The organism is Stenotrophomonas sp. 99219_Sma (assembly GCF_056480785.1).
On sequence record NZ_CM151117.1, the window covers coordinates 2,340,458 to 2,363,076 of the forward strand.

26 protein-coding genes are annotated in these 22,619 nt (G+C 65.2%); 9 read left to right on the top strand and 17 right to left on the bottom strand.

The genetic code is table 11. The features are described from left to right. Positions 1 to 200 precede the first annotated feature (200 nt). Positions 201 to 698, top strand: a complete 498-nt coding sequence (locus ACZK13_RS10770) for a YciE/YciF ferroxidase family protein (RefSeq protein WP_005416567.1) — start codon at positions 201 to 203, stop codon at positions 696 to 698. Positions 699 to 737: 39 nt separating this feature from the next. Here ACZK13_RS10770 and ACZK13_RS10775 read toward each other — a convergent pair whose 3' ends face one another. From ACZK13_RS10775 to ACZK13_RS10790, 4 genes are all read right to left on the bottom strand, one after another. Further along, positions 738 to 1,472: a DNA-formamidopyrimidine glycosylase family protein gene (locus ACZK13_RS10775; RefSeq protein ID WP_197615156.1), complete on the bottom strand. Its 735-nt coding sequence runs from the start codon at positions 1,470 to 1,472 to the stop codon at positions 738 to 740. After that, positions 1,465 to 2,097 carry a DUF72 domain-containing protein gene (locus tag ACZK13_RS10780; RefSeq protein ID WP_478481618.1) on the bottom strand — a complete coding sequence of 211 codons (633 nt, stop codon included), beginning with the start codon at positions 2,095 to 2,097 and terminating at the stop codon, positions 1,465 to 1,467. Before ACZK13_RS10780 ends, ACZK13_RS10775 begins: the two co-directional genes overlap by 8 nt. Positions 2,098 to 2,222: 125 nt before the next feature. Then, complete coding sequence (locus ACZK13_RS10785; protein ID WP_478482517.1) at positions 2,223 to 2,690, bottom strand: BLUF domain-containing protein; 468 nt, start codon at positions 2,688 to 2,690, stop codon at positions 2,223 to 2,225. A gap of 237 nt (positions 2,691 to 2,927) precedes the next feature. Beyond that, the gene (locus tag ACZK13_RS10790) at positions 2,928 to 3,266 is read right to left on the bottom strand and encodes a hypothetical protein (protein ID WP_197615158.1); all 339 of its coding nucleotides are present in this window, start codon (positions 3,264 to 3,266) and stop codon (positions 2,928 to 2,930) included. Positions 3,267 to 3,470: 204 nt separating this feature from the next. Here ACZK13_RS10790 and ACZK13_RS10795 point away from each other — a divergent pair, with 204 nt between their 5' ends. Continuing rightward, the gene (locus ACZK13_RS10795) at positions 3,471 to 3,863 is read left to right on the top strand and encodes a response regulator (RefSeq protein WP_180837258.1); all 393 of its coding nucleotides are present in this window, start codon (positions 3,471 to 3,473) and stop codon (positions 3,861 to 3,863) included. 112 nt (positions 3,864 to 3,975) lie between these two features. Here ACZK13_RS10795 and ACZK13_RS10800 read toward each other — a convergent pair whose 3' ends face one another. From ACZK13_RS10800 to ACZK13_RS10830, 7 genes are all read right to left on the bottom strand, one after another. Then, positions 3,976 to 4,404 (bottom strand): BLUF domain-containing protein, encoded by a 429-nt coding sequence (locus ACZK13_RS10800; protein WP_049463400.1) that lies wholly within the window; start codon positions 4,402 to 4,404, stop codon positions 3,976 to 3,978. Positions 4,405 to 4,561: 157 nt separating this feature from the next. After that, the gene (locus ACZK13_RS10805; protein ID WP_197615159.1) at positions 4,562 to 5,254 is read right to left on the bottom strand and encodes a glycosyltransferase family 2 protein; all 693 of its coding nucleotides are present in this window, start codon (positions 5,252 to 5,254) and stop codon (positions 4,562 to 4,564) included. Beyond that, a complete protein-coding gene (locus ACZK13_RS10810; protein ID WP_180837078.1) occupies positions 5,251 to 5,838 on the bottom strand; it encodes a class I SAM-dependent DNA methyltransferase in 588 nt (195 codons plus the stop codon). Before ACZK13_RS10810 ends, ACZK13_RS10805 begins: the two co-directional genes overlap by 4 nt. Continuing rightward, entirely contained in the window at positions 5,835 to 6,593 is a 759-nt protein-coding gene (locus ACZK13_RS10815; RefSeq protein WP_478481620.1) for a PIG-L deacetylase family protein, read from the bottom strand. Before ACZK13_RS10815 ends, ACZK13_RS10810 begins: the two co-directional genes overlap by 4 nt. Continuing rightward, positions 6,581 to 7,522, bottom strand: a complete 942-nt coding sequence (locus ACZK13_RS10820) for an acyl-CoA dehydrogenase middle domain-containing protein (RefSeq protein ID WP_197615162.1) — start codon at positions 7,520 to 7,522, stop codon at positions 6,581 to 6,583. Before ACZK13_RS10820 ends, ACZK13_RS10815 begins: the two co-directional genes overlap by 13 nt. Positions 7,523 to 7,624: 102 nt before the next feature. Continuing rightward, positions 7,625 to 8,131, bottom strand: coding sequence for a hypothetical protein (locus ACZK13_RS10825; RefSeq protein WP_125893182.1), 507 nt, complete (start codon positions 8,129 to 8,131; stop codon positions 7,625 to 7,627). Between the two features lie 10 nt (positions 8,132 to 8,141). Continuing rightward, positions 8,142 to 9,305, bottom strand: a complete 1,164-nt coding sequence (locus ACZK13_RS10830; protein WP_253143150.1) for a zinc-dependent alcohol dehydrogenase — start codon at positions 9,303 to 9,305, stop codon at positions 8,142 to 8,144. A gap of 147 nt (positions 9,306 to 9,452) precedes the next feature. On the opposite strand from ACZK13_RS10830, the gene ACZK13_RS10835 reads away from it, so the two are divergent. The 3 genes from ACZK13_RS10835 to ACZK13_RS10845 all read left to right on the top strand — a co-directional run bounded on the left by ACZK13_RS10835 (position 9,453) and on the right by ACZK13_RS10845 (position 10,935). Continuing rightward, complete coding sequence (locus ACZK13_RS10835; RefSeq protein WP_080355380.1) at positions 9,453 to 9,641, top strand: hypothetical protein; 189 nt, start codon at positions 9,453 to 9,455, stop codon at positions 9,639 to 9,641. Positions 9,642 to 9,741: 100 nt separating this feature from the next. After that, positions 9,742 to 10,380, top strand: a complete 639-nt coding sequence (locus tag ACZK13_RS10840; protein WP_180837084.1) for a DUF6766 family protein — start codon at positions 9,742 to 9,744, stop codon at positions 10,378 to 10,380. A gap of 3 nt (positions 10,381 to 10,383) precedes the next feature. Then, the gene (locus ACZK13_RS10845) at positions 10,384 to 10,935 is read left to right on the top strand and encodes a cysteine hydrolase family protein (protein WP_253143151.1); all 552 of its coding nucleotides are present in this window, start codon (positions 10,384 to 10,386) and stop codon (positions 10,933 to 10,935) included. Between the two features lie 24 nt (positions 10,936 to 10,959). Here ACZK13_RS10845 and ACZK13_RS10850 read toward each other — a convergent pair whose 3' ends face one another. Both ACZK13_RS10850 and ACZK13_RS10855 read right to left on the bottom strand, forming a co-directional pair. After that, entirely contained in the window at positions 10,960 to 11,193 is a 234-nt protein-coding gene (locus ACZK13_RS10850) for a hypothetical protein (protein WP_049422290.1), read from the bottom strand. A gap of 320 nt (positions 11,194 to 11,513) precedes the next feature. Further along, on the bottom strand, positions 11,514 to 12,401 hold the full coding sequence (locus tag ACZK13_RS10855; RefSeq protein WP_006367409.1) for a LysR family transcriptional regulator: 888 nt from the start codon (positions 12,399 to 12,401) through the stop codon (positions 11,514 to 11,516). A gap of 168 nt (positions 12,402 to 12,569) precedes the next feature. On the opposite strand from ACZK13_RS10855, the gene ACZK13_RS10860 reads away from it, so the two are divergent. From ACZK13_RS10860 to ACZK13_RS10875, 4 genes are read left to right on the top strand one after another with little or no spacing between them, the layout of a single operon-like run. Beyond that, the gene (locus tag ACZK13_RS10860; protein WP_253143152.1) at positions 12,570 to 13,799 is read left to right on the top strand and encodes an MFS transporter; all 1,230 of its coding nucleotides are present in this window, start codon (positions 12,570 to 12,572) and stop codon (positions 13,797 to 13,799) included. An 11-nt stretch (positions 13,800 to 13,810) separates the two neighbouring features. After that, positions 13,811 to 14,797, top strand: coding sequence for an aldo/keto reductase (locus ACZK13_RS10865; protein ID WP_180837090.1), 987 nt, complete (start codon positions 13,811 to 13,813; stop codon positions 14,795 to 14,797). 25 nt (positions 14,798 to 14,822) lie between these two features. Next, on the top strand, positions 14,823 to 15,299 hold the full coding sequence (locus ACZK13_RS10870) for a (R)-mandelonitrile lyase (protein ID WP_065723301.1): 477 nt from the start codon (positions 14,823 to 14,825) through the stop codon (positions 15,297 to 15,299). Beyond that, positions 15,296 to 16,333 (top strand): alpha/beta hydrolase, encoded by a 1,038-nt coding sequence (locus ACZK13_RS10875; RefSeq protein WP_180837092.1) that lies wholly within the window; start codon positions 15,296 to 15,298, stop codon positions 16,331 to 16,333. The genes ACZK13_RS10870 and ACZK13_RS10875 overlap by 4 nt, the downstream gene beginning before the upstream one ends. A 21-nt stretch (positions 16,334 to 16,354) precedes the next feature. Here the strand turns inward: ACZK13_RS10875 and ACZK13_RS10880 are convergent, their stop codons facing one another. From ACZK13_RS10880 to ACZK13_RS10895, 4 genes are all read right to left on the bottom strand, one after another. After that, a complete protein-coding gene (locus tag ACZK13_RS10880; protein WP_478481625.1) occupies positions 16,355 to 18,238 on the bottom strand; it encodes a PepSY-associated TM helix domain-containing protein in 1,884 nt (627 codons plus the stop codon). 46 nt (positions 18,239 to 18,284) lie between these two features. Then, positions 18,285 to 20,741 carry a TonB-dependent siderophore receptor gene (locus ACZK13_RS10885; protein WP_478481626.1) on the bottom strand — a complete coding sequence of 819 codons (2,457 nt, stop codon included), beginning with the start codon at positions 20,739 to 20,741 and terminating at the stop codon, positions 18,285 to 18,287. Positions 20,742 to 20,849: 108 nt separating this feature from the next. Beyond that, complete coding sequence (locus ACZK13_RS10890; protein WP_253143155.1) at positions 20,850 to 21,893, bottom strand: FecR family protein; 1,044 nt, start codon at positions 21,891 to 21,893, stop codon at positions 20,850 to 20,852. Further along, complete coding sequence (locus ACZK13_RS10895; protein WP_253143156.1) at positions 21,890 to 22,576, bottom strand: RNA polymerase sigma factor; 687 nt, start codon at positions 22,574 to 22,576, stop codon at positions 21,890 to 21,892. Before ACZK13_RS10895 ends, ACZK13_RS10890 begins: the two co-directional genes overlap by 4 nt. Positions 22,577 to 22,619: the final 43 nt, after the last annotated feature.

Genomic DNA, 22,619 nt, shown 5'->3' on the forward strand with positions numbered 1-22,619 from the left:
CCCAAGCTGCGATGCCATCCTGAAGCCATGCCGAAGGCCTGCCGGCATTGAAATGCAGCCACACACAGTGACAGGCGCCGCTTCGTGAAGACGGCGCGCAGGCTTTCTGCTGACGTTCCCATGCAGCCTTCACCTGGCCCCTGCTTTGGCGCAACCGGGCGACGCCTACGCTGAGCGCTCCACTCAACGCGGAGCCCACTATGGCTATCAAGACGGCGGAAGACCTGTTCATCCACGAACTCTCGGACATCTACAGCGCCGAGAAGCAGCTGACCAAGGCCCTCCCGCGCCTGGCCCGTGCGGCCGAGAATCCGGATCTGGCGGCGGCGTTCGAAACGCATCTGGAAGAAACCCAGGGCCAGATCGAGCGCATCGACCAGGTAGTGGAGGTGCTTGGGATCCGCCTGAAGCGCATCAAGTGCGCGGCAATGGAAGGTCTGGTAGAGGAAGGTAAGGAAGTGATCGACAGCATCGACAAGGGCCCTGTGCGCGATGCCGCCCTGATCGGTGGCGCACAGAAGGTCGAGCATTACGAAATTGCGTCCTACGGCACCATCGCCGCGCTGGCCAAACAGCTGGGCTACAAGGATGCCCTTCCCTTGCTGCTGGAGACGCTGGAGGAAGAGAAGGCGACCGATGAAAAGCTGACCCTGCTGGCCAAGGGCGGCGGCAATGCCAAGGCCGCGCAGGCTGCCTGAGCCGCGTCGAATGCAGCCCGGCCGCCATGGAAGGCGGCCTCAGGGTTCGTACAGCACCTGGTCGTTCGGGCAGAAGAATGTGCGCCGCCGGGTGGTACCCATGTACAGCTTGCTGATCGGGCCACCGCAGACCGGGCAGATCCTGCGCGTGTGTACCTGCCAGTGCTTCTTCAGCTCGAAGCGGCGCTTCCACTCCAGGAAATCGAAGCTGTAGGTGCGTGCCTGCGTGATCAAGGCGGTGAGCTTGCGCGGCGGCAGGTTACCCAGGCGAGTGGTCGGGTGCACGCCTATGCGGAACAGCACCTCGTTCTTGATGATGTTACCGACGCCGGCGAAGATTGTCTGGTCCAGAAGCGCGTCACAGACCAGGACGCCTGGCATTGCCTTCAGCTTGCGCCGGGCCAGCTTCGGATCCCAGGCATCGTTCAACACATCCGCGCGCCAATCATAGACGTCGTCCAATGGCTCGCCAATGAGTTTTACGGAACAGGCATAGAAGTTCAGCTCGCCATTGTCGAACTCCAGGGACACCCGCGCAGGGGTTGGCTTCCGTTCGTCGATGCGCCAGCTGCCGAACATCATCAGATGGATGCGCAGGGTCTGGTGGCTGAACTCCAACAGGAAATGCTTGCCCCAGCTTCGAACGGCTTTCACCCTGCGTCCTTGAAGTGGCGACAGATCGATCCGACTGTTCCCTGAAACCGCGCGGACGACGTGCCCTTTGAAATGCCTCGCAGCCTCGCACAGCAGGACGATGGATGGTCCCTCAGGCATGCTCTCCCTCCTGCAGCAGGGCCTGCAGGCGCAGGGCGTTGCTGGTGGCGTGGCCCAGCGCGGTATTGTCCAGTACGAACCAGACTGATCGTTGCGTATCCGATTCGAGCTCTAGCTCCCGCGCCAGGCCCGCCAAGGTCTGTTCGCTGTAGGCGCTTCGATAGATCTGCGGCTGGCCGTGCCAGCGCCAATAGCTCCACGTGCGGTCCCCGCCGGGAATCGCAGCTGAGGGTGCCCGTGCCGGGTCCGCTGCAACCCGGGCAACACCATGGTCGCTCAGCAGGGCGTCCGCTTCCATAGTGAACCAACTGGGATGGCGCGGCTCGCAGGCCACATCGACCTGGGTACGTGCACGCAGACCATGCAGAAATCCCTCCGCCGTCGCCGGTTCGTATGCCAGGCTGGGTGGCAACTGGAGCAGCAGCGGACCCAACCTGTCACCCAGTGCCAGCACGCCATCGAGGAACCGCTGCAGCGGTGGCATTGCATCGCGAAGCCGGTGTTCATGGCTGATCGAGCGCGGCATCTTCACTGCGAAGCGGAAATGGTCCGGCACGCTCGCAGCCCACCGTGCATAGGTGCTGGGCAGGTGCGGACGGTAGAACGAGGAGTTGATCTCGACCATGGGCAGGCGGGTGGCGTAGCGCTGAAGAACGCTATTGCCCTGCCCAAAGGCTCCCTGCGCCGACCGGGACAGCGACCAGCCAGCGCAACCAATGCGTGTCGGACCAGGCGGCGACGGAGCTGTGTTCACCGCGCCACCCAGCCGTCAGGTTCCAGAGCGCTGCTGGCGGCGCCGTCCACATTTGACTGCGTCACCCACAGCAGGCGATCGAGCGCGCTGGTGCCTGAAGCCAGCGCCGATCCGCTGCGCACGAAGCCTGTCCAGTCGGAGATGGCAATCTTTCCCAGCGCCAGTTCATCCACCCGCACGCAGCACATCCGCCAATGGGGGAACTGCCGCCGGCCCACCCTCCCCCGGTTGAGTTCGACCACGCCACTGTGGCTGCCGGCTGCCAGGATCCGCTTGTACGCGCTGCTGATCCCCGCTTCGGGGCCTTCGAGGTACTGCAGGAAGCGGCTGCCATCAAATAACAGCGTACCGGTGACATCGGCGGATTCATTGAACAGCACCGCGTCCATCACAAGCTGCTGCAGTCGTTCCGCAGTCAGGCTGTCGGACGCTTCACTTACATAGGCAATTGCGCGAAGAGGCATGACACCACCGGTTGTTGCAGACAGCCCTACCTTAGCGACGCGCATCGTACGCGCGGTGAGACCGGTGTGGAGGTTGCGTCGAGCTGTGGCGTGGCCGCTGCGCATCGCGTCTACACGCAACGTGCGCTTCAGATGTGCGCACGCGTGCCAGCACATGGCGGGCTTCAGCCGCGACGGCGGCCGGCATGGGCTGACAGTGGCAATCAAGGCGGAATGCCGTATCGGCGCAGGTCGCACTCAGGCGGTCATCGAGCTGGAGAGTGCCGCGCCCGGGAAACCCCTGGGCCTGGCCGGGTCGCGGCCCGGTTCCGCCGAAATCAGCGCCTGCATCACGTGATGCTGGACGCGATTCCCACTCTCCTCCATGCCCACGAAATACACAAAACGGCCATCGAACTTGGCCTGCGCCCCCTCCAGGGCGGTGTTGGCCTGAACGGCTCGCTTCAGCGACTTCATCCATACCCGTTCGGGTGTCCGGTCAAGCTCTACAACAACGGCGGTGCCACCGCAGTCCAGGGACATGCTCTCGACACGCAGCACGCGTGGCGAAGCGGGATCGGTTCCAGGTCGATGCATGGCAGAAGCTCCAGTGTCGAAGATGGCGGCAATAATCCATGGCCGCTGCCAAAATGCCGTCAAGGAACGCCGGGCTCTTTCCACGCCACCTCGACAGCATTGGCGACACCTTCCCAGCTTCGCACCGGGCTGACATTCCACACTCGCAGCCTTGATGCAGCACAGCACACACTGCAGTTCCCGAGGCAATACAGGCATGCGCGCATGCAACCCGATATGAGCCGGCGCAGGTGCAACCTGCTGCTGGTGGAGGATCAGTTCGATCTGGCCGCACTGATGGAGCAGGCGCTCGAAGACGGGGGGGGCCAGGTAACCCATGCGTATAGCGTGTTTGATGCGATGGGGCTGTTGGAGAAGCAGACGTTCGATGGCGCCGTGCTGGATGTGGAGCTTCGTGACGGCGTGGTCTTTCCGGTTGCCGATCGCTTGGCCGAGCTTGGCATCCCGTTCCTGTTTGTGTCTGCGGTCTATGACCAACTGGTGCCGCAGCGCCACCGAAGCGCGGCCTTCGTGGCCAAACCTTTCCACATCGCCCAGTTGCAGCAGGCCGTCCAACGCGTGATGGGCGATGCCTGCACGCCCTTGACCACGCACTGATCCTGCGTCGCAGTCAACTCAGTGGGGTGTCAGCAAGGGAAAACCCGTTTCACTTGTCCTGCGCCGCCCTGCGAAATTCGGGAGGGTCGGCCTACAGCAACGCGTCGACCAGTCAGGCCGCTTTAGCATAGGGTTCGACGATCGAGAGGAGCTTTTCCATCGCGGTAGCTCCCGCCTGGTTCGTCGCCGCCCGCTGGATGAAACTGGTCCAGTCAGCAAGGGCGATCATCCGCAGCTCATCCGCACTGACTGGCAGGCAGCGCATTGGCCAGAACGGCAACCGCCGTTGCCCGACACGCCCGCGAGCAAGCTCCATCAGGTCGGTGTGACTGCCGGCGCCACTGACGCGGGAGAAGGCCACATCCAGCCCATCGGCGGGGCCCTCCATGTATTGCAGGAAGTGCCGGCCGTCGAATAGAAGCACGCCGGTCACACCCGCTGATCGGTTGAAGCGGGCCGCATCTTCCATCAGTGCTTCCAAGCGCGCGGACGTGAATCCAGCGACGGCTTCGCTGACATAGACAATCGCTCTGTTCGGCATGGTGGCGCTCCTGCTCTCCCGGTCGCTCAATCTAAGGCCGGTGTCGTTGAGAGACCGTAAACGCCAAACGTGAATTGGTCACATATTGCCCGGCGAACCGGGGTTTTTAACAGCATTTCCGTTGCATTCCGCCATGGCGCGCCGAAATGCCTGATTTTCAAGTCAACAGGATTGGCTGGCCCGCCGCCGAAGCGGCGCCCGCCGCTCCCATCTCCGCCAGATAGGCTGAAAATCCCCCTGTCGCGCGTCCTGCCAGGCGGGCACTGGTCATGACGAGCGGCGCACCCGCCCACCGCACATCAGCGCCGAGGCGCTGCAATGTCCTCACCAGCTGGACGTCCTCCCCGCAGTGCAGCGGCGAAAAGCCGCCTGCCGCACGATAGGCCTGGGCGGAAACACCCAGGTTCGCACCGTGGATACGCCCATGATCGTCCCCCCATTGCTGCCGCCTCCGGAACGCCTTGCGCAGGCGCTCCTCGGCGCTGCAGTTCGTTGCGATGTCCACCAGCCCGCAGAAGACGTCCGGGCGTGCCTCAAGCTGTGCGATCAGCCACTCAGGAGGTACCTCGCTGTCCGCGTCCGTGCTCGCCAGCCATCTTGCACCCCGACCCAGCAGCTCGGCGGCGGCGGCGGCCCGGGCGATGCCCACGCAGCGTGCATCCAACCGCAGCGTATCAACCCGTTGCTGGGCGCAGATGGATTCCGTGGCGTCCGAACAATCGTCCAGCGCAACAATCACCTCCACCGCTTCGCCACCCAGCCCGGGATTCAGGGCCGCCCTCCTGATCGACTGCAGGCACCGCTCCATGCTGGCGGCCTCGTTGTGGGCCGGAACCAGCACGCCTATCACCGCAGGCCCTCCAGTCGGGCCAACGACATCGCGCCGCGCGTCCAGCCCTGCAGTACGAAGTCCGCGTCGCGATAGTGGAAGGCCTCCTGCAGGCCTTCACCGAGGCATCGATGCACGACCTCGGTGCGGCTCGCGCGCCCCGGGAACGAGGGCAGCCAATGGCAGGCCACCAGCAGTCCATCATCACGAAGCGCTTCCCCGATACCGGTGCGCAGCTCGCGCAGCGCGCCGGCTCCCAGGTAGTAGCCCATTTCGCCGCAGACGATCAGATCGAAGCGGCCCGGCGGCCATTGCTCGGGATGGCTGGCGCAGTGGACCTGCACGTGCGGCAGGTGGGCCAGGTTGCGGCGCGCCTGGAACGCAGCACGCGGGCTGATGTCGGTTGCCAGAAGGCGCTCGCAGCGGGCGGCCAGGGCCTCGGTCAGCACGCCATTGGAACAACCCAGCTCCCACCCGCGAATGAAATGGCGCTGGCTCAGGCTTGCCAGCAGCAGTGCACGCTTGCGTTCTTCATACCATCGGCTTCGGTAGCCGAACGGGTCCTCCTGCTCATGCAGGTCATCGAAGTACGGTTGCGCGCTCATGCCAGGAATACCTCGTAGTTTCGGAAGAATCGGGTCAGTACATGCGCGGGCAGCACCGGAGGGCTGTTCAAGCCCGGCACGTCGCCCGTCTGCGTCCGGAAATGCGCGATCGCGTTTCGTTTCGCGGCCGCCACTGCTGAAATGTCGACCAGTCTGGGCACCTCCCACGCCATATGTGCACAGGCCGGATCCAACCAGTGCCATCCCCAGACCGGGTACTCCAAGCGGCGGCACCTCACCGCCCGGGCGGCGCGGCAGGCAGCACGCCCTGCCGCTTCATGGTCGGGGTGGCCATCAAACCGCCATGGCGCCAGGACCAGGTCACGCGGCTGCAGATGCTGTTGCAGCCAGCCTTCCAGGCCCTGTTCGTGCGTGCTGACCGCGCCGTCGGCGATACCCAGGTGAAATATGGAACCGGCCGGGATGCCGAGTTCGCCAAGGGCCGCGGCAAGCTCCGCCCGCCGTGCCGACCGCAAGCGCCCTGGCGTCCACCACGGCTCGCCCGGATAGCATGCTTCGCCGTCCGTCACGGCAACGACGCTCACCTCCATGCCCTGCCCCACTGCGTGATGGAGCAGTCCGCCACAGCCGAGGATTTCGTCATCCGGGTGCGGCGCGACCACCACCAGGCGGTCATGCCCGGTGCACAGCCCGCTTGCCGGTGTGATCGGCTGCTGCCAGAGCCAATGGCAGCGCAGCCATGCCTGCTCCTGGGTTCCTTCGCCTTGCAGCGGTGCATTGGCTACAGCGCCCATGTCGCCTCCTGGGCCGCCCGCTGCACACCCAACCACTCCCAATCGCGGTCGGCGTGGTTCTGGCGAAGGAACACGGCCAGGTCCGCGCAGCGGTGGGCATGGGCGTCTTCCAGGCACATGGGGGCCGGGCCCAGGGCCCGACCCGCCAGATCCAGCACGCGCGTGGCCGCACGCTCGATCACGCAACGTACCCGCACCACGTCCTCGCGATGCGCCGATTCGGGCTCGGCATCGATGCGTGCCGCCAGTTCGCGAAGCAGCGCCGCGGCCGGCGCCAGCGCGAGGTCCACTTCGCCCAGTAGACGTGCGCGATTTCCCTCGGTGCAGGCGGATCGCATGCGCTCGGCCAGCGCGACCGCTGCGCCAAACCAGACCGCCGCAATACCCGCGCCTCCATGCCAGAAGCCCGGTCGCTGCAGATAGTCATCGCGCGCGCCCAGTATCACCATCGGCGCGGCATCAAAGCGCACGGTGGTGGACGGAATCCCGGCCATGCCGACGGCGGGCCAAGGCTCACCCGACAGCGTCGTCCAGTGCTCCGCCGCGACCTGGCATAGCCACACCCCCTGAGCGCTGCGAACCGTGACCAATGCGGCATCCACCCAGGCGCTGCCCGAACACCAGGGCTTGTCCCCGCGCAGCCTGCCCTCGGCGTCGATGCGGAGTGTGCTCGCCGGGCCCTCTGCGGCCCACACCGCCCACAGTTGGCCTTCAGTAGCCGACGGTGCCTTCAACTCGGCCATGATCGCCTGCGCGTCGTAGTGTGCCTCCAGCACCTTGGCCAGGCAGAGATCTTCGCCCCCCAACGCCGCAAGCGCCCTCCAACGATCCAGTGTCTGCCCGCATCCCGGTAATGGCAGTTCAGGCTGCTGGACGAGTACCTGGCGGGCGCGGTTGATCAATGATGATGGCGGCGTCACATCCTGCATGAGGGCTTCTGCAATGAAGATATGTCATGAACGTAGGCGGCAGGCGGTCACATCACTGTCTTGGAGGTGTGGCGGGCACATGAATGCCCTGCGCAGTGATCCTCACGCACCTGTCCCACGCCGTTGCTGCCTCACGCGCAGGCACTGCTGCAATTCCCACAGCCATGGCAGCACCACCAGCACCAGCGCAGGCAGCAGAACGAGCCACCAGGTCTCAAGCGCCGCAGGATCCATGCTCAGCGACCAACGCGGCTGCGCGTGCCAGCCGACCCAGCCCAGCAGAACCCAGGGCGCGGCATCGAGCACGCTGTGTACGTGCTGCTCCGCTGGACTGATACGCCGGCGACCGTCCGCGCTGACGGTGTCGAAATAGCCGGTGATCGCGTGTGCGGTGACCAGAAGCGCCAGGAGCGCGACGAGTGACCGGGTATTCTCCAGCAGGAGCCATGCCAGAACGCCACTGCCAATCAGCAGTAGCTGCAGCCCGTGCAATGCGCTTTCCCGCAACGCAGAGGTGTGCGGCAGGTCGGTACGCCGGTGGAAATGGAAGTCGAGCCAACCGGCGGCCAACCAGAGCGCATAGACGCACGTCATGATGATCGCGCTCATGTCGGCACGCTCAAGGTGTCAATACGATCTTGCGGCAGTCGTCGTCCTTGGCATCAAACATTGCATAGCCTTGCGCTGCATCGGCCAGGCGCATCCGGTGCGAGATGATGTCACCCGGGTCCAGCTTTCCTTCCATGATTGCGTCGAGCAGTTCCGGCATCAGTCCCTGCACATGGGTCTGCCCCATCTTGAACGTCAGCCCCTTGTCGAACGCGTCACCCAGCAGGAAGCCATGGATGAAGCCGGCGTAGACGCCTGGGATGCTGACCACCCCGCCGCGGCGTGCTGCCGCGATGCACTGCCGGATCGCCACGCCGCTGCTGCCTTCCAGTTTCACGGCGGTCAATGCTGACTCCAGCGCACTGCCCTCGGCCTCGAAGCCTACCGCCTCGATGCAGGCATCCACGCCCCGCCCACTGGTGTGGGCAAGAATGAAATCGGCCGGGTCTTCGATCTCGTTGAAATCGATGGGGGTCACCCCGTAGGCCCGGCGCGCATAGTCCAGGCGGTAACGAAGATGGTCGACCATGAAGATGGTCTCCGCCCCCAGCAGCCGGCAGCAGGCCGCGCTCATCAGCCCTACCGGGCCCGCACCGAAGATGGCCACCGTTGAGCCCGGCTTCACCCCTGCGTTCAGCGCGGCCTGGTAGCCGGTGGGGAGGATGTCAGACAGGAACAGGACCTGCTCGTCGGCTACGCCTTCCGGAATACGTAGCGGGCCCACATTCGCCTTGGGCACGCGCACGAACTCCGCTTGGCCACCGGCAACCCCGCCATACAGATGGCTGTATCCGAACAGCGCGGCCGGCGGCAGAAGGCCCTTCTGATTCAGCGCGGCGCCCTTGCCGGTATTGGTGGTTTCGCAGGCGGCATACTCGGCCAGCCGACAGTGGAAGCACTCACCACAGGCGATCACGAAGGGAATCACCACCCGATCCCCCGGGTTGACCTGGGTGACGCCGCTGCCGACCTCTTCCACGACGCCCATGAATTCGTGGCCCAGCACATCGCCGTCGTGCAGATCGGGAATCTTGCCCCTATACAGATGCAGGTCCGAGCCGCAGATGGCGGTAGCGGTAACACGCAGGATCAGATCGTCGTCAGCCGCCAGTACCGGGTCCGGCACGGTCTCGACACGTACATCCTTGCGGCCGTGGTAGGTCAATGCCTGCATCGCGCTTCTCCAGCAAGAGGGGGTTCCAGCATCGCAACACCCCCTCCCCCTGCGGTGACATCCCGGTGTGCATGGTGTTCATTTCGCGACGTCACCGCGTTAACCGGATTGATTGCACGCTTCAACCTCCTGCTGCAGGAGCAACCCATGACCGACAAACTCCCCTTCAATCCGACCACGGACGTGGATGATCAGTCGAAGGCACATACGCCGGACAAGCGGCGCAATGATCGAGCCAGATGGAAGGAGCACGACATGCCCGACGATGGCGATGGGCCCAAGGCTGTACCCGAGGACTACGAGCGTCCTGATCCCGATCCAACAGGGAAACGTTGAGACCACATCACATTCTGGATGCGCAGCAATCACAAGTCATGGCGCTGCGACCGCGCAAGCTTCATGCATGGTCTCTGGAACAGCCTGAACGAGGTGTTGCATGTGGAAGCGCAACGGTCTCTCGCTGGTGCTGCTTGTGCTCACCGTCGTATTCATTGGTGGGCAGGCAATTGCGGGACATCACGTGCACAACCAGGAGCTGGTGCAGCACGGACGCACGCCGATCGATCTCTGGCACTACTTGGCAACCGGGCATTTCGTCAGCGCCACATTTGAGAACTGGGAGAGCGAATTCCTGCAGATGGGGATGTATGTCCTTCTGACAGTGAGCCTTCGCCAGCGCGGTTCGGCCGAATCGCGGCCCTTGGACCCTGCGCAGGAACAGAATCGCGTCGAGCCGGGGGCCACGCCCTGGCCCGTGAGGCTTGGTGGCGCATGGAAGATCATCTATGGCCATTCGCTTGCGATCGCCTTCGGCCTGTTGTTCCTGACCAGCTTTACGCTCCACGCATTGGGAAGCTGGCGAGCCGAACAAGCCGAGCAGCAGCTGCAGGGCCTGCCAGTGCCGGGCTTTCTCGAGCACCTGGCCAGCAGCACGTTCTGGTTCGAATCCATGCAGAACTGGCAAAGTGAGTTTCTGGCCGTGCTGTCTCTGGTTGTGCTGACCATCTTCCTGCGCCAGAAGGATTCGCCACAGTCCAAGCCGGTCGAAGCGCCCCATGCCCAGACAGGAGATTGAGGCATGGCACGTGCCCCTTCTACCGCCCTGCTGATCATCGACATGTTCAGTCGTTTCGACTTCCCAGGTGCAGATGCGCTGGCGCCAGCGGCAGAGAAGGCGGCCCGGCAGATCCGCTGCCTGAGAGACCACTTCGATGACCAAGGGTGGCCAGTCATCTATGCCAATGACAACTTCTCAGATTGGAAGCGGGACTTCCGCCAGCAAGTGGAGCAGTGCCAGCGGGACGGGGGGACGGCTGCCCGAATTGCCACAACCCTCTCCCCCCTGCCCGGCCACTATTTCGTGCTCAAGCCCAAGCACTCGGCGTTCCTCGCCAGTCCCTTGCCGATTCTGCTGGCCAAGCTGGGAGTACGCCGTCTTTGCCTCACTGGCATGACGGCCGACTCGTGTGTCCTGGCCACGGCGCTGGACGCCAACGCCAGGGAGTTCGAGGTCGTGGTGGCATTGGAAGCTGTGGCGGCGATGCCCTCCCAGAAACGGCGTGCACTGGCAGTGCTGGTGAACTCGGGTGCAGCCCGGGTCGCTCGACTTTCGTCGCTGGTCTCTGCGTAATCGGCAGGGTCAAACCGAGGCAGCTCAGGCCCGGTCCGCTACACCTTGTACACCGGCATGACCGGCGCAATGTGCACAGCAGAAGATCTGGCCCTTTCCTTCAACGCCATGTCCGATAACCGCGCAGTCGCAATGTGCACAGCGCGGTGCGAATGCATGGATGGCGCACTCGAACGAATCGAAGGTTCCGCTGCGTCCGCCCTGCTGCAGGGTGAAACTCTTGTCGTAGTTGTTGCCGCAGACATCACAGGTGGCCATGTCGCACCTCTTTGTGCGTAAGGGAGGTGCAGTGTGGTGAGCGCGGGTGTCGGTGGCCGTGAACGCAGCGTGTCCAGGAGGTCCAGAATACGCATTGCAAGGTACTCGTAGAACGTGCCCCGCCCAGTAGACGGGTGGGCTGTCCAAGCGTGCGTTCTGCCTGGTCAAACTCTTGCCGCGTTCTGCATCGGTTGGGATGCGGCACGTTTCCGGATCGGTAGCGAAGAACCCGCACGCGAGGGCCGGCTGCAGGGCGGCGATCCAGTTCCAGTGAGCCCATCGCGGCTGTGATGCCGGACGGTCATCGAGGCAACATCGACCTAGACCCGCAATGCCTCCAGCACCAGGCTGAACGCCGGGGAAGGCTGCCGCCTGCTCGGGTAATACAGATGATAGCCGGGGAACAGCGGGCACCAGTCCTCCAGTACCCGCACCAGGCGGCCGCTTTCCAGATGGGGTGCCAGCTCATCAACGGGCAGATGCACCAGGCCCAGGCCATCAAGCGCGGCATCGACCATGTGCGGTGACGTGCTGAACACCAGCGGGCCATCCACGCGCACATTGATCTCGCGACCCTTCTTCTCGTACTCCCACACATACAGTCCACCGCTGGTGGGAAGACGGATGTTGATGCACCGGTGACCAGTCAGATCGCCCGGCACCTTCGGCATTCCGTGCGCAGCGAAGTAGCCCGGCGTCCCTGCGGTGGCCATGCGCAGGCGTGGGCCGATGGGCAGGGCGACCATGTCCTTGTCGATGGATTCGCCAAGGCGAACACCGGCGTCGAAGCGGTCGGCAACGATGTCACGCAGTGCATAGCTGACATCGAACTCGATGCGGATGTCCGGATAGCGGTGCAGCAGCGGCATCAGCTTGGGCAGCAGCACCGTGCGCAGTACGTGGTCGCCGCTGGTGATCCTGACCTGCCCGGCCGGTGTGTCCCTCAATGCAGTAAGAGCTTCGAGCTCCATTTCGATGTCGTCGAAGTGGTTGCCGATCGACTGCAGCAGGCGCTCGCCGGCCGTGGTCGGCGAAACGCTGCGCGTCGTGCGCGTCAGCAGCCGAATACCGAGACTCTCTTCCAGGGTCTTGATGGCCTGACTCAGTGCGGACTGGGTAACCCCCAGCACGCCCGCCGCGCGGGTAAAGCTGCCCTCCCGCGCTACGGTCACGAAAGCCAGCAGGTCATTGAAGTTGCGTCGTGCCATGCGTGCAGTGTGTCACAGGAATTAATTAGCACAACTAATTGAGCCATTCGCAATTGATTATCTAATCAAACACCCGCGCGTGGTCCAGACTGGCCCCCTCCCCCACCACGGGAGCTCCGGCAGCCGGAGCTTTCCGCCGTCATCGCGCTTCTGGGCCTGGAAACCTTCATGAGTTCACTCAATCTCCCCCCGACCGGGGCGAGCACGGCCGCGCCTGTTCGCTCGGCATCCCCCAGGGAATGGGGTGCCGTGCTGGCCCTGTCACTCGGCGCCTTCGCGCTGGTCGCTTCCGAATTCATGCCGGTCAGCCTGCTGACGCCCATCGCCACGGACCTGCGGGTCAGTGAAGGCCAGGCCGGACAGGCCATCGCGGTGTCCGGCGGGTTCGCCCTGGTCACCAGCCTGCTGGTCTCGCCACTGGCCGGGCAGCTGGACCGCAAATGGCTGCTGCTGGGCCTCACTACCGCAATGATCCTCTCGGGAACGCTGGCGGCACTGGCGCCCAGCTTCCCGGTGTTCATGCTGGGCCGTGCGCTGATCGGCGTGGCCATCGGTGGCTTCTGGGCCATGTCGGCGGCCACCGCCATGCGCCTGGTTCCTTCGCACCAGGTGCCCCGTGCACTGGCCATCGTCAACGGCGGCAACGCGCTTGCCACGGTCATTGCAGCGCCGATGGGCAGCTACTTCGGCGCCATCATCGGTTGGCGCGGTGCGTTCTTCTCGCTGGTGCCGGTGGCTGTGGTGGCCCTGCTGTGGAAGATCGCCGCGCTGCCATCGATGAAGGCGACCGCCGGGCGCGCTTCCTGGAATGTGTTCGCGCTGTTGAAGCGCCCGCCGGTGGCGTGGGGCATGGCGGGCGTGAGCCTGTTCTTCATGGGCCAGTTCTCGCTGTTCACCTACCTGCGCCCGTTCGTGGAAGCCACGCTGCACGTATCACCTTCGACGTTGTCGCTGTTGCTGCTGTTGATGGGTGCTGCGGGCCTGGCCGGCACGGTGTTGATCGAGCCCTTCATGCACAAGGCACTCTTCCGCACACTGGTGCTGCTGCCCGCACTGATGGCCGTGGTGGCGGTGTGCATGATCCTGCTCGGCAACACGCTGCCGAGGGTGGCGGTGTTGTTCGCCCTGTGGGGCCTGCTTGGCACGTCGGCGCCCGTGGCCTGGTGGTCGTGGCTGGCCCGCACCCTGCCCGATGACGGCGAGGCCGGTGGCGGCCTGATGGTAGCCGTGGTGCAGATGGCCATCGCCATCGGTGCGACCGTGGGCGGCCTGCTGCTGGACCACCAGGGCTACCGCGCCACGTTCTGGTTCAGCGCTGTCCTGCTGTTGGGCTCGGTGGTCACGTCCTGCATCGCTGCGCGCTCGGCGCAGCACCATCGCCTGCCTGTCCATACCTGAAGGAGTCCCCCATGCACTACACCTGTCTGGGCCGATCGGGCCTGAAGATCAGCCGGCTGGGTCTTGGCACCATGAACTTCGGCGAGCTTGCCGACGAGTTAACCAGCTTCGCCATCATGGATGCCGCCGTGGACGCCAGCATCAACTTCTTCGACAGCGCAGACGTCTACGGCGGGCCGCAGTCGCCGGACATGGCGCAGGGCTTCGGCCTCTCCGAAGAGATCATCGGGCGCTGGCTCAAGCGCGGTGGCAAGCGTGACGGCCTGGTACTGGCGACCAAGGTGTACCAGCCGATGGGGCTGGGCCCGAATGATCGCCGGCTGTCGGCGTACCACATCCGCCGCGCCTGCGAGGCCAGCCTGCGCCGGCTGCAGACCGACCACATCGATCTGTACCAGATGCACCACGTGGACCGGGCCACGCCATGGGAAGAAATCTGGCAGGCCATGGAACAGCTGATCCGCGAAGGCAAGATCACCTACGTGGGCAGCAGCAACTTTGCCGGCTGGGACATCGCCACCGCACAGGGCGTGGCTACTGCGCGGCACACCTTCGGCCTGGTGGCCGAGCAGAGCCTGTACAACCTGACCCAGCGCACGGTGGAGCTGGAAGTGATCCCGGCACTGCGCTACCACGGGCTGGGCCTGATTCCCTGGAGCCCGATCGGCATGGGCCTGCTGGGAGGCATGCTGAAGAAGGTCGCCAATGGCCGACGCGCTACCCCGCAGCTCCTGCAGCGTATCGAACAGCTGCGCCCGCAGCTGGAAGCGTATGAAACGTTCTGCGATGAGCTGGGCGAGGTGCCCGCCGACGTGGCGCTGGCCTGGCTGCTGCACAACCCGGTGGTGACCACCGCGCTGAGCGGTCCCCGCACGGTGGACCAGCTTTTGCAGAACCTGAAGGCCCCTGCCCTGAAGCTCTCAGATGCCTCACTGGCTCGACTGGATGCGATCTGGCCTGGCCCCGGTGGCGAGGCGCCCAATGCCTACGCCTGGTAATCCCCCAACTCCTGGAGTACTCCCCATGTCCATGCTTCTCGGCACGTTGATATCCATGGCTGCGCCTGCCACCGGCGGCGGCCCGGCCAGTGACGATCTGAGCATAACGCCTGCTGGCAGCGCATCGTCCGTGGCGGGCCCCGCTGACTACTTCACCGGCAACGTGCGCATCGACGGCGGCTTCCAACGCCCTGCGCCGGCACGCGTAGGCGGTGCGACGGTCACCTTTGAGCCCGGCGCACGCACGGCCTGGCACACCCACCCGCTGGGCCAGACCCTCATCGTGACAGCGGGCGTGGGCTGGGTGCAGCAGTGGGGTCAGCCACGCCAGCAGATCCGTCCGGGTGACACCGTGTGGATCGCCCCGGGCGTGAAGCACTGGCATGGCGCAAGTGCCGCAGTGGCGATGACCCACATCGCGATTGCCGAGGCGGTGGATGGCAGCCCGGTGACGTGGCTGGAGAAAGTAAGCGACGAACAGTATTCGGAGATGCGCGAATGAAGACGCTGCTGCTTTCTCTGGTCCTCGCGGCCATCCCCCTCACTGCAGTTGGACAGGACATGGCCCACGGCGCGGACAACTTCTATCACAGCACTCAGCTCACCAGCGAGAAGGTGCGCTTCAACAACCAGTACCACATGCAGATCGTCGGCAATCTTTACGTGCCGAAGAACCGCAGGCCTGGGCAAGCATTACCCGCCATCATCGTGGGCCATCCCATGGGCGCGGTGAAGGAGCAGAGTGCGGATCTCTACGCACAGAAGCTGGCTGAACAAGGTTTCGTGACCCTGGCTATCGACCAGTCATTCTGGGGTGAAAGTGCGGGCGAGCCCCGCAATGCAGTTGCGCCGGACATCTATGCCGAGGCCTTCAGTGCAGCCGTCGATTACCTGGGCACGCAGCCACAGGTGGATCGCGAACGGATCGGCGTGCTTGGCATCTGCGGCAGTGGCAGTTTCGTGATCAGTGCGGCCAAGATCGACCCGCGCATGAAAGCCATTGCTACCGTCAGCATGTACGACATGGGCGCTGCGAACCGCAGTGCCCTCAACCGCTCGCAGAGCGTTGAGCAGCGCAAGGCCGTGATTGCTGCTGCCGCGCGCCAGCGTTGGGTCGAAGCCGAGGGCGGCGCCGCACAGTACACCTCCGGCACGGTGCATAGGCTTGAGGCAGAAACTCATCCGATCCAGCGCGAGTTCTACGACTTCTACCGAACGCCGCGTGGCGAATTCACGCCGGCCGGCTCATCACCGCAGCTCACCACCCACCCGACGCTGACCAGCAACGTGAAGTTCATGAACTTCTATCCGTTCAACGACATCGAGACCATTTCGCCGCGTCCGATGTTGTTCATTTCGGGTGATCAGGCGCATTCAAAGGAATTCAGCGAGGAGGCCTACCGACTGGCGGGACAGCCGAAGGAACTGTTGTGGGTGAAGGGTGCAGGCCACGTGGATCTGTATGACCGGACCGATCTGATTCCGTTTGCAGCGCTGGGGGCGTTCTTCCGGAAGAGCCTGGACGGAAGCATGTGACAGGCCAACGCCCGCCTGGCCTCACCCCGTCCGCAGCACTGCCACCAGCACCCCCATCAGGGCACTCCCCGCCGCCAGACTCAGCCACACCCTCCCCACCCTGCGGGTACTGAAGACGCCCACAGCAACGGCAATGAACAGCACGAACCCCAGCAGTGAGCTGGCCAGGACCGAAACGGCTGTCCTTACCCCTGCCAGCACGGGCAACAACAACGTCAGTGCCGTGGCCGTAACGGCAGTGATCAGGTATCCGCCCAGCGAGGCGGCCAGCACGCGGCTCGCCACCTGCCAGCGATAGGCCGGTTCCCGCCCGGCCGGAGGCTTGGCCGGGCGCGCCGCCTCCGGTGCCCGGGGCCAGCGGCGCTGCAGCATCAGGGCCATTCTTGCCAGCATCAACCCGAATGCCAGTGCGACCAGCTCCACGCCGGCCTGCTGCCACGCGCCCCGCTGCAGATACATCAGCAGCCCCTGCCCGGTGGTTGCCATGTTCACCAGCGGCAGCGCCAGGCACAGTGCTGCAGCCAGCCACAACTGCTCGATCCAGGCCAGGCGCGGTGGGCGCCACAGCGCGTGCAGCACCGAGGCAGCGCAGGCAGCAAGAAAAATGCGTATTTCCCATGCGCTGCGATCGCTCATTCCCAATGGCAGCAACCGATTGCCATGCAGGTAGACGATGCTTGCCAGCGCCACCCCGGCCAGCGATGCCACGTTGAATGCTTCCACGCAGCGGTAGATGCCCGCCGTGGCCGCGCCGAACTCATGCTCGCTGCGCTTGCGCCGCTTGATGGAGAACAGCAGCGTGCCGATGGCGATCATCGCCGTGCCCAGCAGGCCGCTGATGAAGTACAGCCACTTCATCGGCCAGCCGCCGAAATCGGCCTTGTGCAGTGCTTCGATGGTTTCGTGCACCTGTACGGCACCAATGACATGCGGATGTGCACCATGCTGTTGCAGCAGCGCGCCGCTGGCAGCATCGAACGTCACCCGGCTGGCCTCGGTCAGCAGATGCCTGTCTGCGCGCCCCACGGGCTTGCGACCGATCACCTCCACCACGCTGTGCACGGTGCCGGGCGCCTGGATCACGATCAATGCCGGCGGCTGCCCGATGATGGCCTGCGCGCGTGCCAGCAGGTGCTGCAGGTCCGGCAGTTGCGCGGTGGATACCAGGATGCCTGGCGGAGTCGGCTGCACAGGCGCCAGCTCGGCTTCGTAGCGCGCATAGGCGTCATCGGCATCGCCATAGGCCGCATGCACCGGCCACGGCAGATAGCTGCTGTAGAAGAAGGTCAGCCCGGTGTAGCCGATCATGAACAGGAACGGCAGGGTCAGCACGGCACTCAGGTTGTGCGCATCCAGCCAACTGCGCTGTCCCTTGCCCGGGCGGAAGGTGAAGAAGTCCTTGAAGATGCGTTTATGCACCACCACGCCGGACACCAGCGCCAGCAGCATGCAGGCGGTGATCCAGCCGACCAGCCAGTAGCCGGCCATGCCGCCGTGCAGGGTGTAATGGAAGGACATGAAGTTGCGCCCGCCTTCGGTTTCCCGAAGACGAGGTGGAGGCTGTGGCATGCCGGTGCCGGCATCCACCCAGCCTTCGTGCCCCGTGCCGTCGCCATCCTCCCATGACAGCTCCAGCGGCCAGCCCCGCTGGACAGGCCAACGGATCTGCCATGCCCGGGCATCGGCGGCGTTGGCGGCCAGCCAGTGCTGCGCACGTACCGCCTGCATTTCCGTGTCCACCGCCGGCGAGGAGGCCGGCACGGGGCCGGCCTCCATCCATCGCGTGATCGGCTCACGGAACACGCTGAGCGTGCCGGTCAGGAAGATCGCGCACAGCAGCCAGCCACAGGTAAGGCCGCACCAGGTGTGCAGCCACGACATGCTCTGCCGGAAGCCCGCTTTCATGCCTGCCCCGTGGCGGGCAGGCCGTTGCCCCGCCGGTTGCGGAAGATCACAGCGAGCCGCGCAGCGTCAGCATCAGATTGCGGGGTTCGCCAAAGAAGTTGCCGCGGCGGATCTGGCTGATCATCGCGTAGTAGCGGGTGTCGAACAGGTTGGCCACGTTGACGCCTACGCTCCAGCGCGGATTGATCCGGTAGCCGGCGCGCAGGTCCCACACGGCACGTCCCGCTGCGCCCATGCGCCAGTCCGGGTCGTCGTAGGCCGGATAGGAGTAGCTGCTCTGTGCCGATACACCACCGCCCACGGAGAACGCGTTCCACTTGTCCGGCAGCTGGTAGGACGTCGACAGGCGCAGCAGGTGGCGGGGCGTCTCGGCGCTGATGGTCGCGCCCTCATCGTCGCGGCTGGTGACGTGGGTATAGCCCGCCATCATCTGCCAGCCCGGCGCCAGTTCGCCGCTGGCCTCCAGCTCAAAGCCCTTGCTGCGCAGCTTGCCGCCATTGCGGTAGCAATCGGACGACGCCAGCGAGCCACGGCAGCTGCCCGGGTCGGATTCGTCCACCACGGCGTTGCCGGTCTTACGGATGGAGAACACCGCGGCGGAGACATTCAGGCGGCCATCGTTCAACTCACCCTTCACGCCCAGCTCGTAGTTGGCGCCGATGGCCGGATCCAGCACCGAGCCGGACGCGGTGACGTACGAGCTCTGCGGCTGGAAGGTATCGGCGTAGCTGGCATAGACCGACCATTGCGGACCCAGGTCGTAGACAAGGCCGGCGTACGGGGTGAATTCGTGCTTCTGTTCGTAGTCGCGGCTCTTGGCGCCGGTGAAGCCATCGCTGGACTGGTACTTCACCCAGCTCAGCCGGCCACCCAGCGTGAGGTGCAGCGGTTCTGCCAGCTGCAGACGCAGGTTGCTGTACACGCCGCTCTGCTGGGCGCGGGCGTTTTCTGACCAGTCCCACGCGGGCTGCAGCGGCTGCGCGATGGCGCTGTGGTCGGGTGCGTAGACATTGATCGGCACGTCGATGGCCAGGTCCGCCGAGCTCTGGCGGGTACGCTGGCGCGACCACATCGCGCCCAGCAGCAGCTGATGGCTGCGGCCGAAGGCGTCGAAACTGCCGGTGGTGTGCAGGTCGATGCCATCACTACGCACGCGCGAGCGGTTGAAATAGATGTCATAGAAGCGCGAACCGATGCCGGTGGCGCGGTCCACCCCGCCCAGCGGAACCGCGACACGCTGGTCCAGGTCCGACTCGGTGCGGTTCACCGACAGGCGTGCCTTCCAGCGTTCGTTGAAGCGGTGCTCCGCCTCTGCAAAGGCTTCGTCGACGGAGCCCTCCTGCCGGTTCCAGTCCTGGATGAGCGAGGTGGAACGCTTGATGTCCAGCGCACCGCCATCGGTGTAGCGCGGCAGGCCGAACAGCCAGTAGCCGTCGGTGTCACTGGCCTGATGGCGCAGGCCGAAGGTCAGCGTGGTATCCGTGCCCAGATCGGCATCGATCACCCCATAGGCCACCGGCGTCTTCGATGAGGTGCCCCGCTGGAAGTAATCGCGGTCCTGGTAGGCGGCGACCAGTCGGCCGCGCACGCTGCCGGCGGCATTGAGCGGGCCACCGCCATCGACTTCGACACGGTAGTTGTCCCACGAGCCCACGGTTGCGGCCAGATCCAGATGAGCCTGGTCGCGCGGGCGCTTGCGCACCATGTTGATTGCTCCGCTGGGGTCGGCCGCGCCGAGCATCATGCCACCGGCACCGCGCAGCACTTCAACCCGTTCCAGCACGGCGGTGTCGATCGGCAGCCAGCCCACCGGGGCATAGACGATGCCGGCCACGCCGTCGACCAGATAGTTGCTGTCGTCCACGGTAAAGCTGCGGATCGAGAACTTGTGGTTGCCGAAGTTGCGGGCGGTCTTGGTCACGCCGGTGGTCTGTGCCAGCGCTTCGTCCAGCGTGGTGAGGTTGCGGTCGTCCAGCTGCTGGCGGGTGATCACGCTGACCGACTGCGGGGTCTGGCGGATGCTCTGCCCCAGCTTGCCCAGGCTCAGCTCACGTGCCGTGTAAGCGCCATCGCTTGGGGCATTGGCGGTCACGTTCACCGTCTGCAGGGTGGTCTGGGCCTCCTTGCTGCGCGCAGGTGTTGCTGCTTCCTGGGCCAGGGTGAACACGCCCGGACGGGTGGCATTGACACGCACGCCACTCCCCTCCAGCAGGCGCGCCAGTGCCTCCTGCGGCGTGTAGCTGCCGGTCAAGGCCGGGGCGCGACGGCCCGCCACCGCCGATTCGCTGAACAGCACCTGCTGCCGGGACTGCTCGGAAAAGCGGCGCAGTGCGGCATCCAGCGGTTGCGCCGGAATATCGAACTGCACGCGCGCAGCCGGCTGCGCCTGTGCAATGGTCGGCGCTGCCAGCGCGCTGGAAATGCACAGTGCCAGCAACGGCAGCCGCTTGGCGTGTACCCCCGTAGAGAACGCGCCAGCAACAAGTGCGCGCTTGATCTTCATGTACCCCATTACCGCTCCATCATGCTTGGCCGCTACTGGCCTCACTGGGGTAAACGGAAAATGGCGGTGGGGTGGGAACCCGCGCCGGAAGAAATTTTCGTTCCGGCGTCAGCGGGTGACAGGCCGTTCGTCGATGCGATAGCCGCCCTGGGCAGTGCGGGTCACCTGCACGGGCAACAGATCCGGCAGCGCTTCCAGGAAGGTGGCCGGGGCATCGGTGGCTGCGTAGCCGGAGACCGGCAGGAACTTCAGCCCTGGCTGGCCCAACGTGACGGGATGGCCCAGATACTGCCCGACCTCCTGCGCCACTTCGTCCAGCGGGGTGCGCCGGAACACCAGGCGTCCATTGCGCCAACCGCCAATGCTGTCTGCGCTTGCGGCGATGGGGCGATAAGCAGCGGTGAGCGTGGTAACGGCCAGGCCCTGTTCGGCGCGCAGGCTGACCGGCGAGGCACCTTCGGCGCGATCCGGCTGCACCCGCACGTGCCCATGCAGCACCTTGACCACGACTTCGCCCGGCCCATTGCGCACATTGAAGGCCGTGCCGACCACCGTCACCCGGCTGCGCTGGGCATCGACGGTGAAGGGTCGGTCGGCCGCCGGGGCGACCTCGAAGAACGCCTCGCCCTGGCTGAGCACTACTTCACGGCGGGATCGATAGAAATGCACGGCCAGCGTGCTGCGTGCATTGAGCGAAATCCGTGAGCCGTCCGGCAATTGAAGATCACGTATCTCGCCCGCACCGGTGGCCACGTCCTGTACGTAGCTGGGCGCGGTGTACCAACCGTAGCCGACGTACCCCAAGGCCAGCATTGCCGCGGCGGCAGCCGCCGCAATGCGGGGCAGGCGCCACGAGCGTGCACGCCGCGCCGCCCTGCCCCGCCGTAGAGCGGCAGGTGCAGGTACTGCTGGAGTGATCACCGCATGCGCGTCCGAGGCCAGTACGGGGCGTGGCAGCTGGCCCAGGTCGTGCCAGGTTCTGGTCACATCGGCGAACGCCTGTCGATGTGCTTCGCTCCCGGCCAGCCAGTGCTGCAGGGCCGCCTCGTCCTTCGGTTGCCAGTCCGCATCCTGCCGCCGTACCAGCCACGCGGCCGCCGCCTCATGCAGGGCAAACGGGTCGAAACCTGCGGGAGAAGGGAGATCGGTCATCGGCAGGGAAAATCAGCATCGATGGCAGGCGCCAACGCCTCGCCCGCCTTGGTCGGGCGATGCAGTTCCTGCATCTGTGCCAGAGACGCATAGCGTACCCGCACTTCGCAGTAGGCAACCGCTCGCGACAGGTGCTTGACCACCATGCGGCGGGAGATCTGCATGCGAGCGGCCACGTCCTCCTGGGTCAGCCCATCGAAGCGGCAGAGCACGAAGGCCTCGCGTTGACGTTCCGGCAGCTCGGCCAGCGCTTCTCGCAGGCGCTCCAGGCGCTGCCGCTGGGCGCTGAGCTGCAACGGGCACTGTGATTCATCGCTGGTGATGGCTTGGCCCGCATCCTCGGCATCTGCCAGTGGCAGGGTCTGGAGACGGCGACCTGCGGTGTGCTCACGATACTCATCGGCCACGGTGTTCATCACCGTTCGCCGGAAATAGGCGCCTTGCTGGTCGCACGAGGCCAGTGCAGGGTTTGCCGCCAGCCATTTGACTGCACCGTCGTGCAGGGCGTCCTCACCGTCCGCACCTCTGACACGCGCAAGGCTGCGCAGAATGGGCCCGCGCCAGCGGGCATAGGCTTTCGCAAGGAGGTTCCCGCCCGTTGGCGAGGCGTCTTCCGGAATGCCCGCCTCCGTGGATGAGGCCCGATCCGCGTTGCTGCCCGTGCCCCGGCCTAGCGTGGACACATCACCCTCAGGGCAAATGCCTGCGGTCTGCACAGGTGGGGCG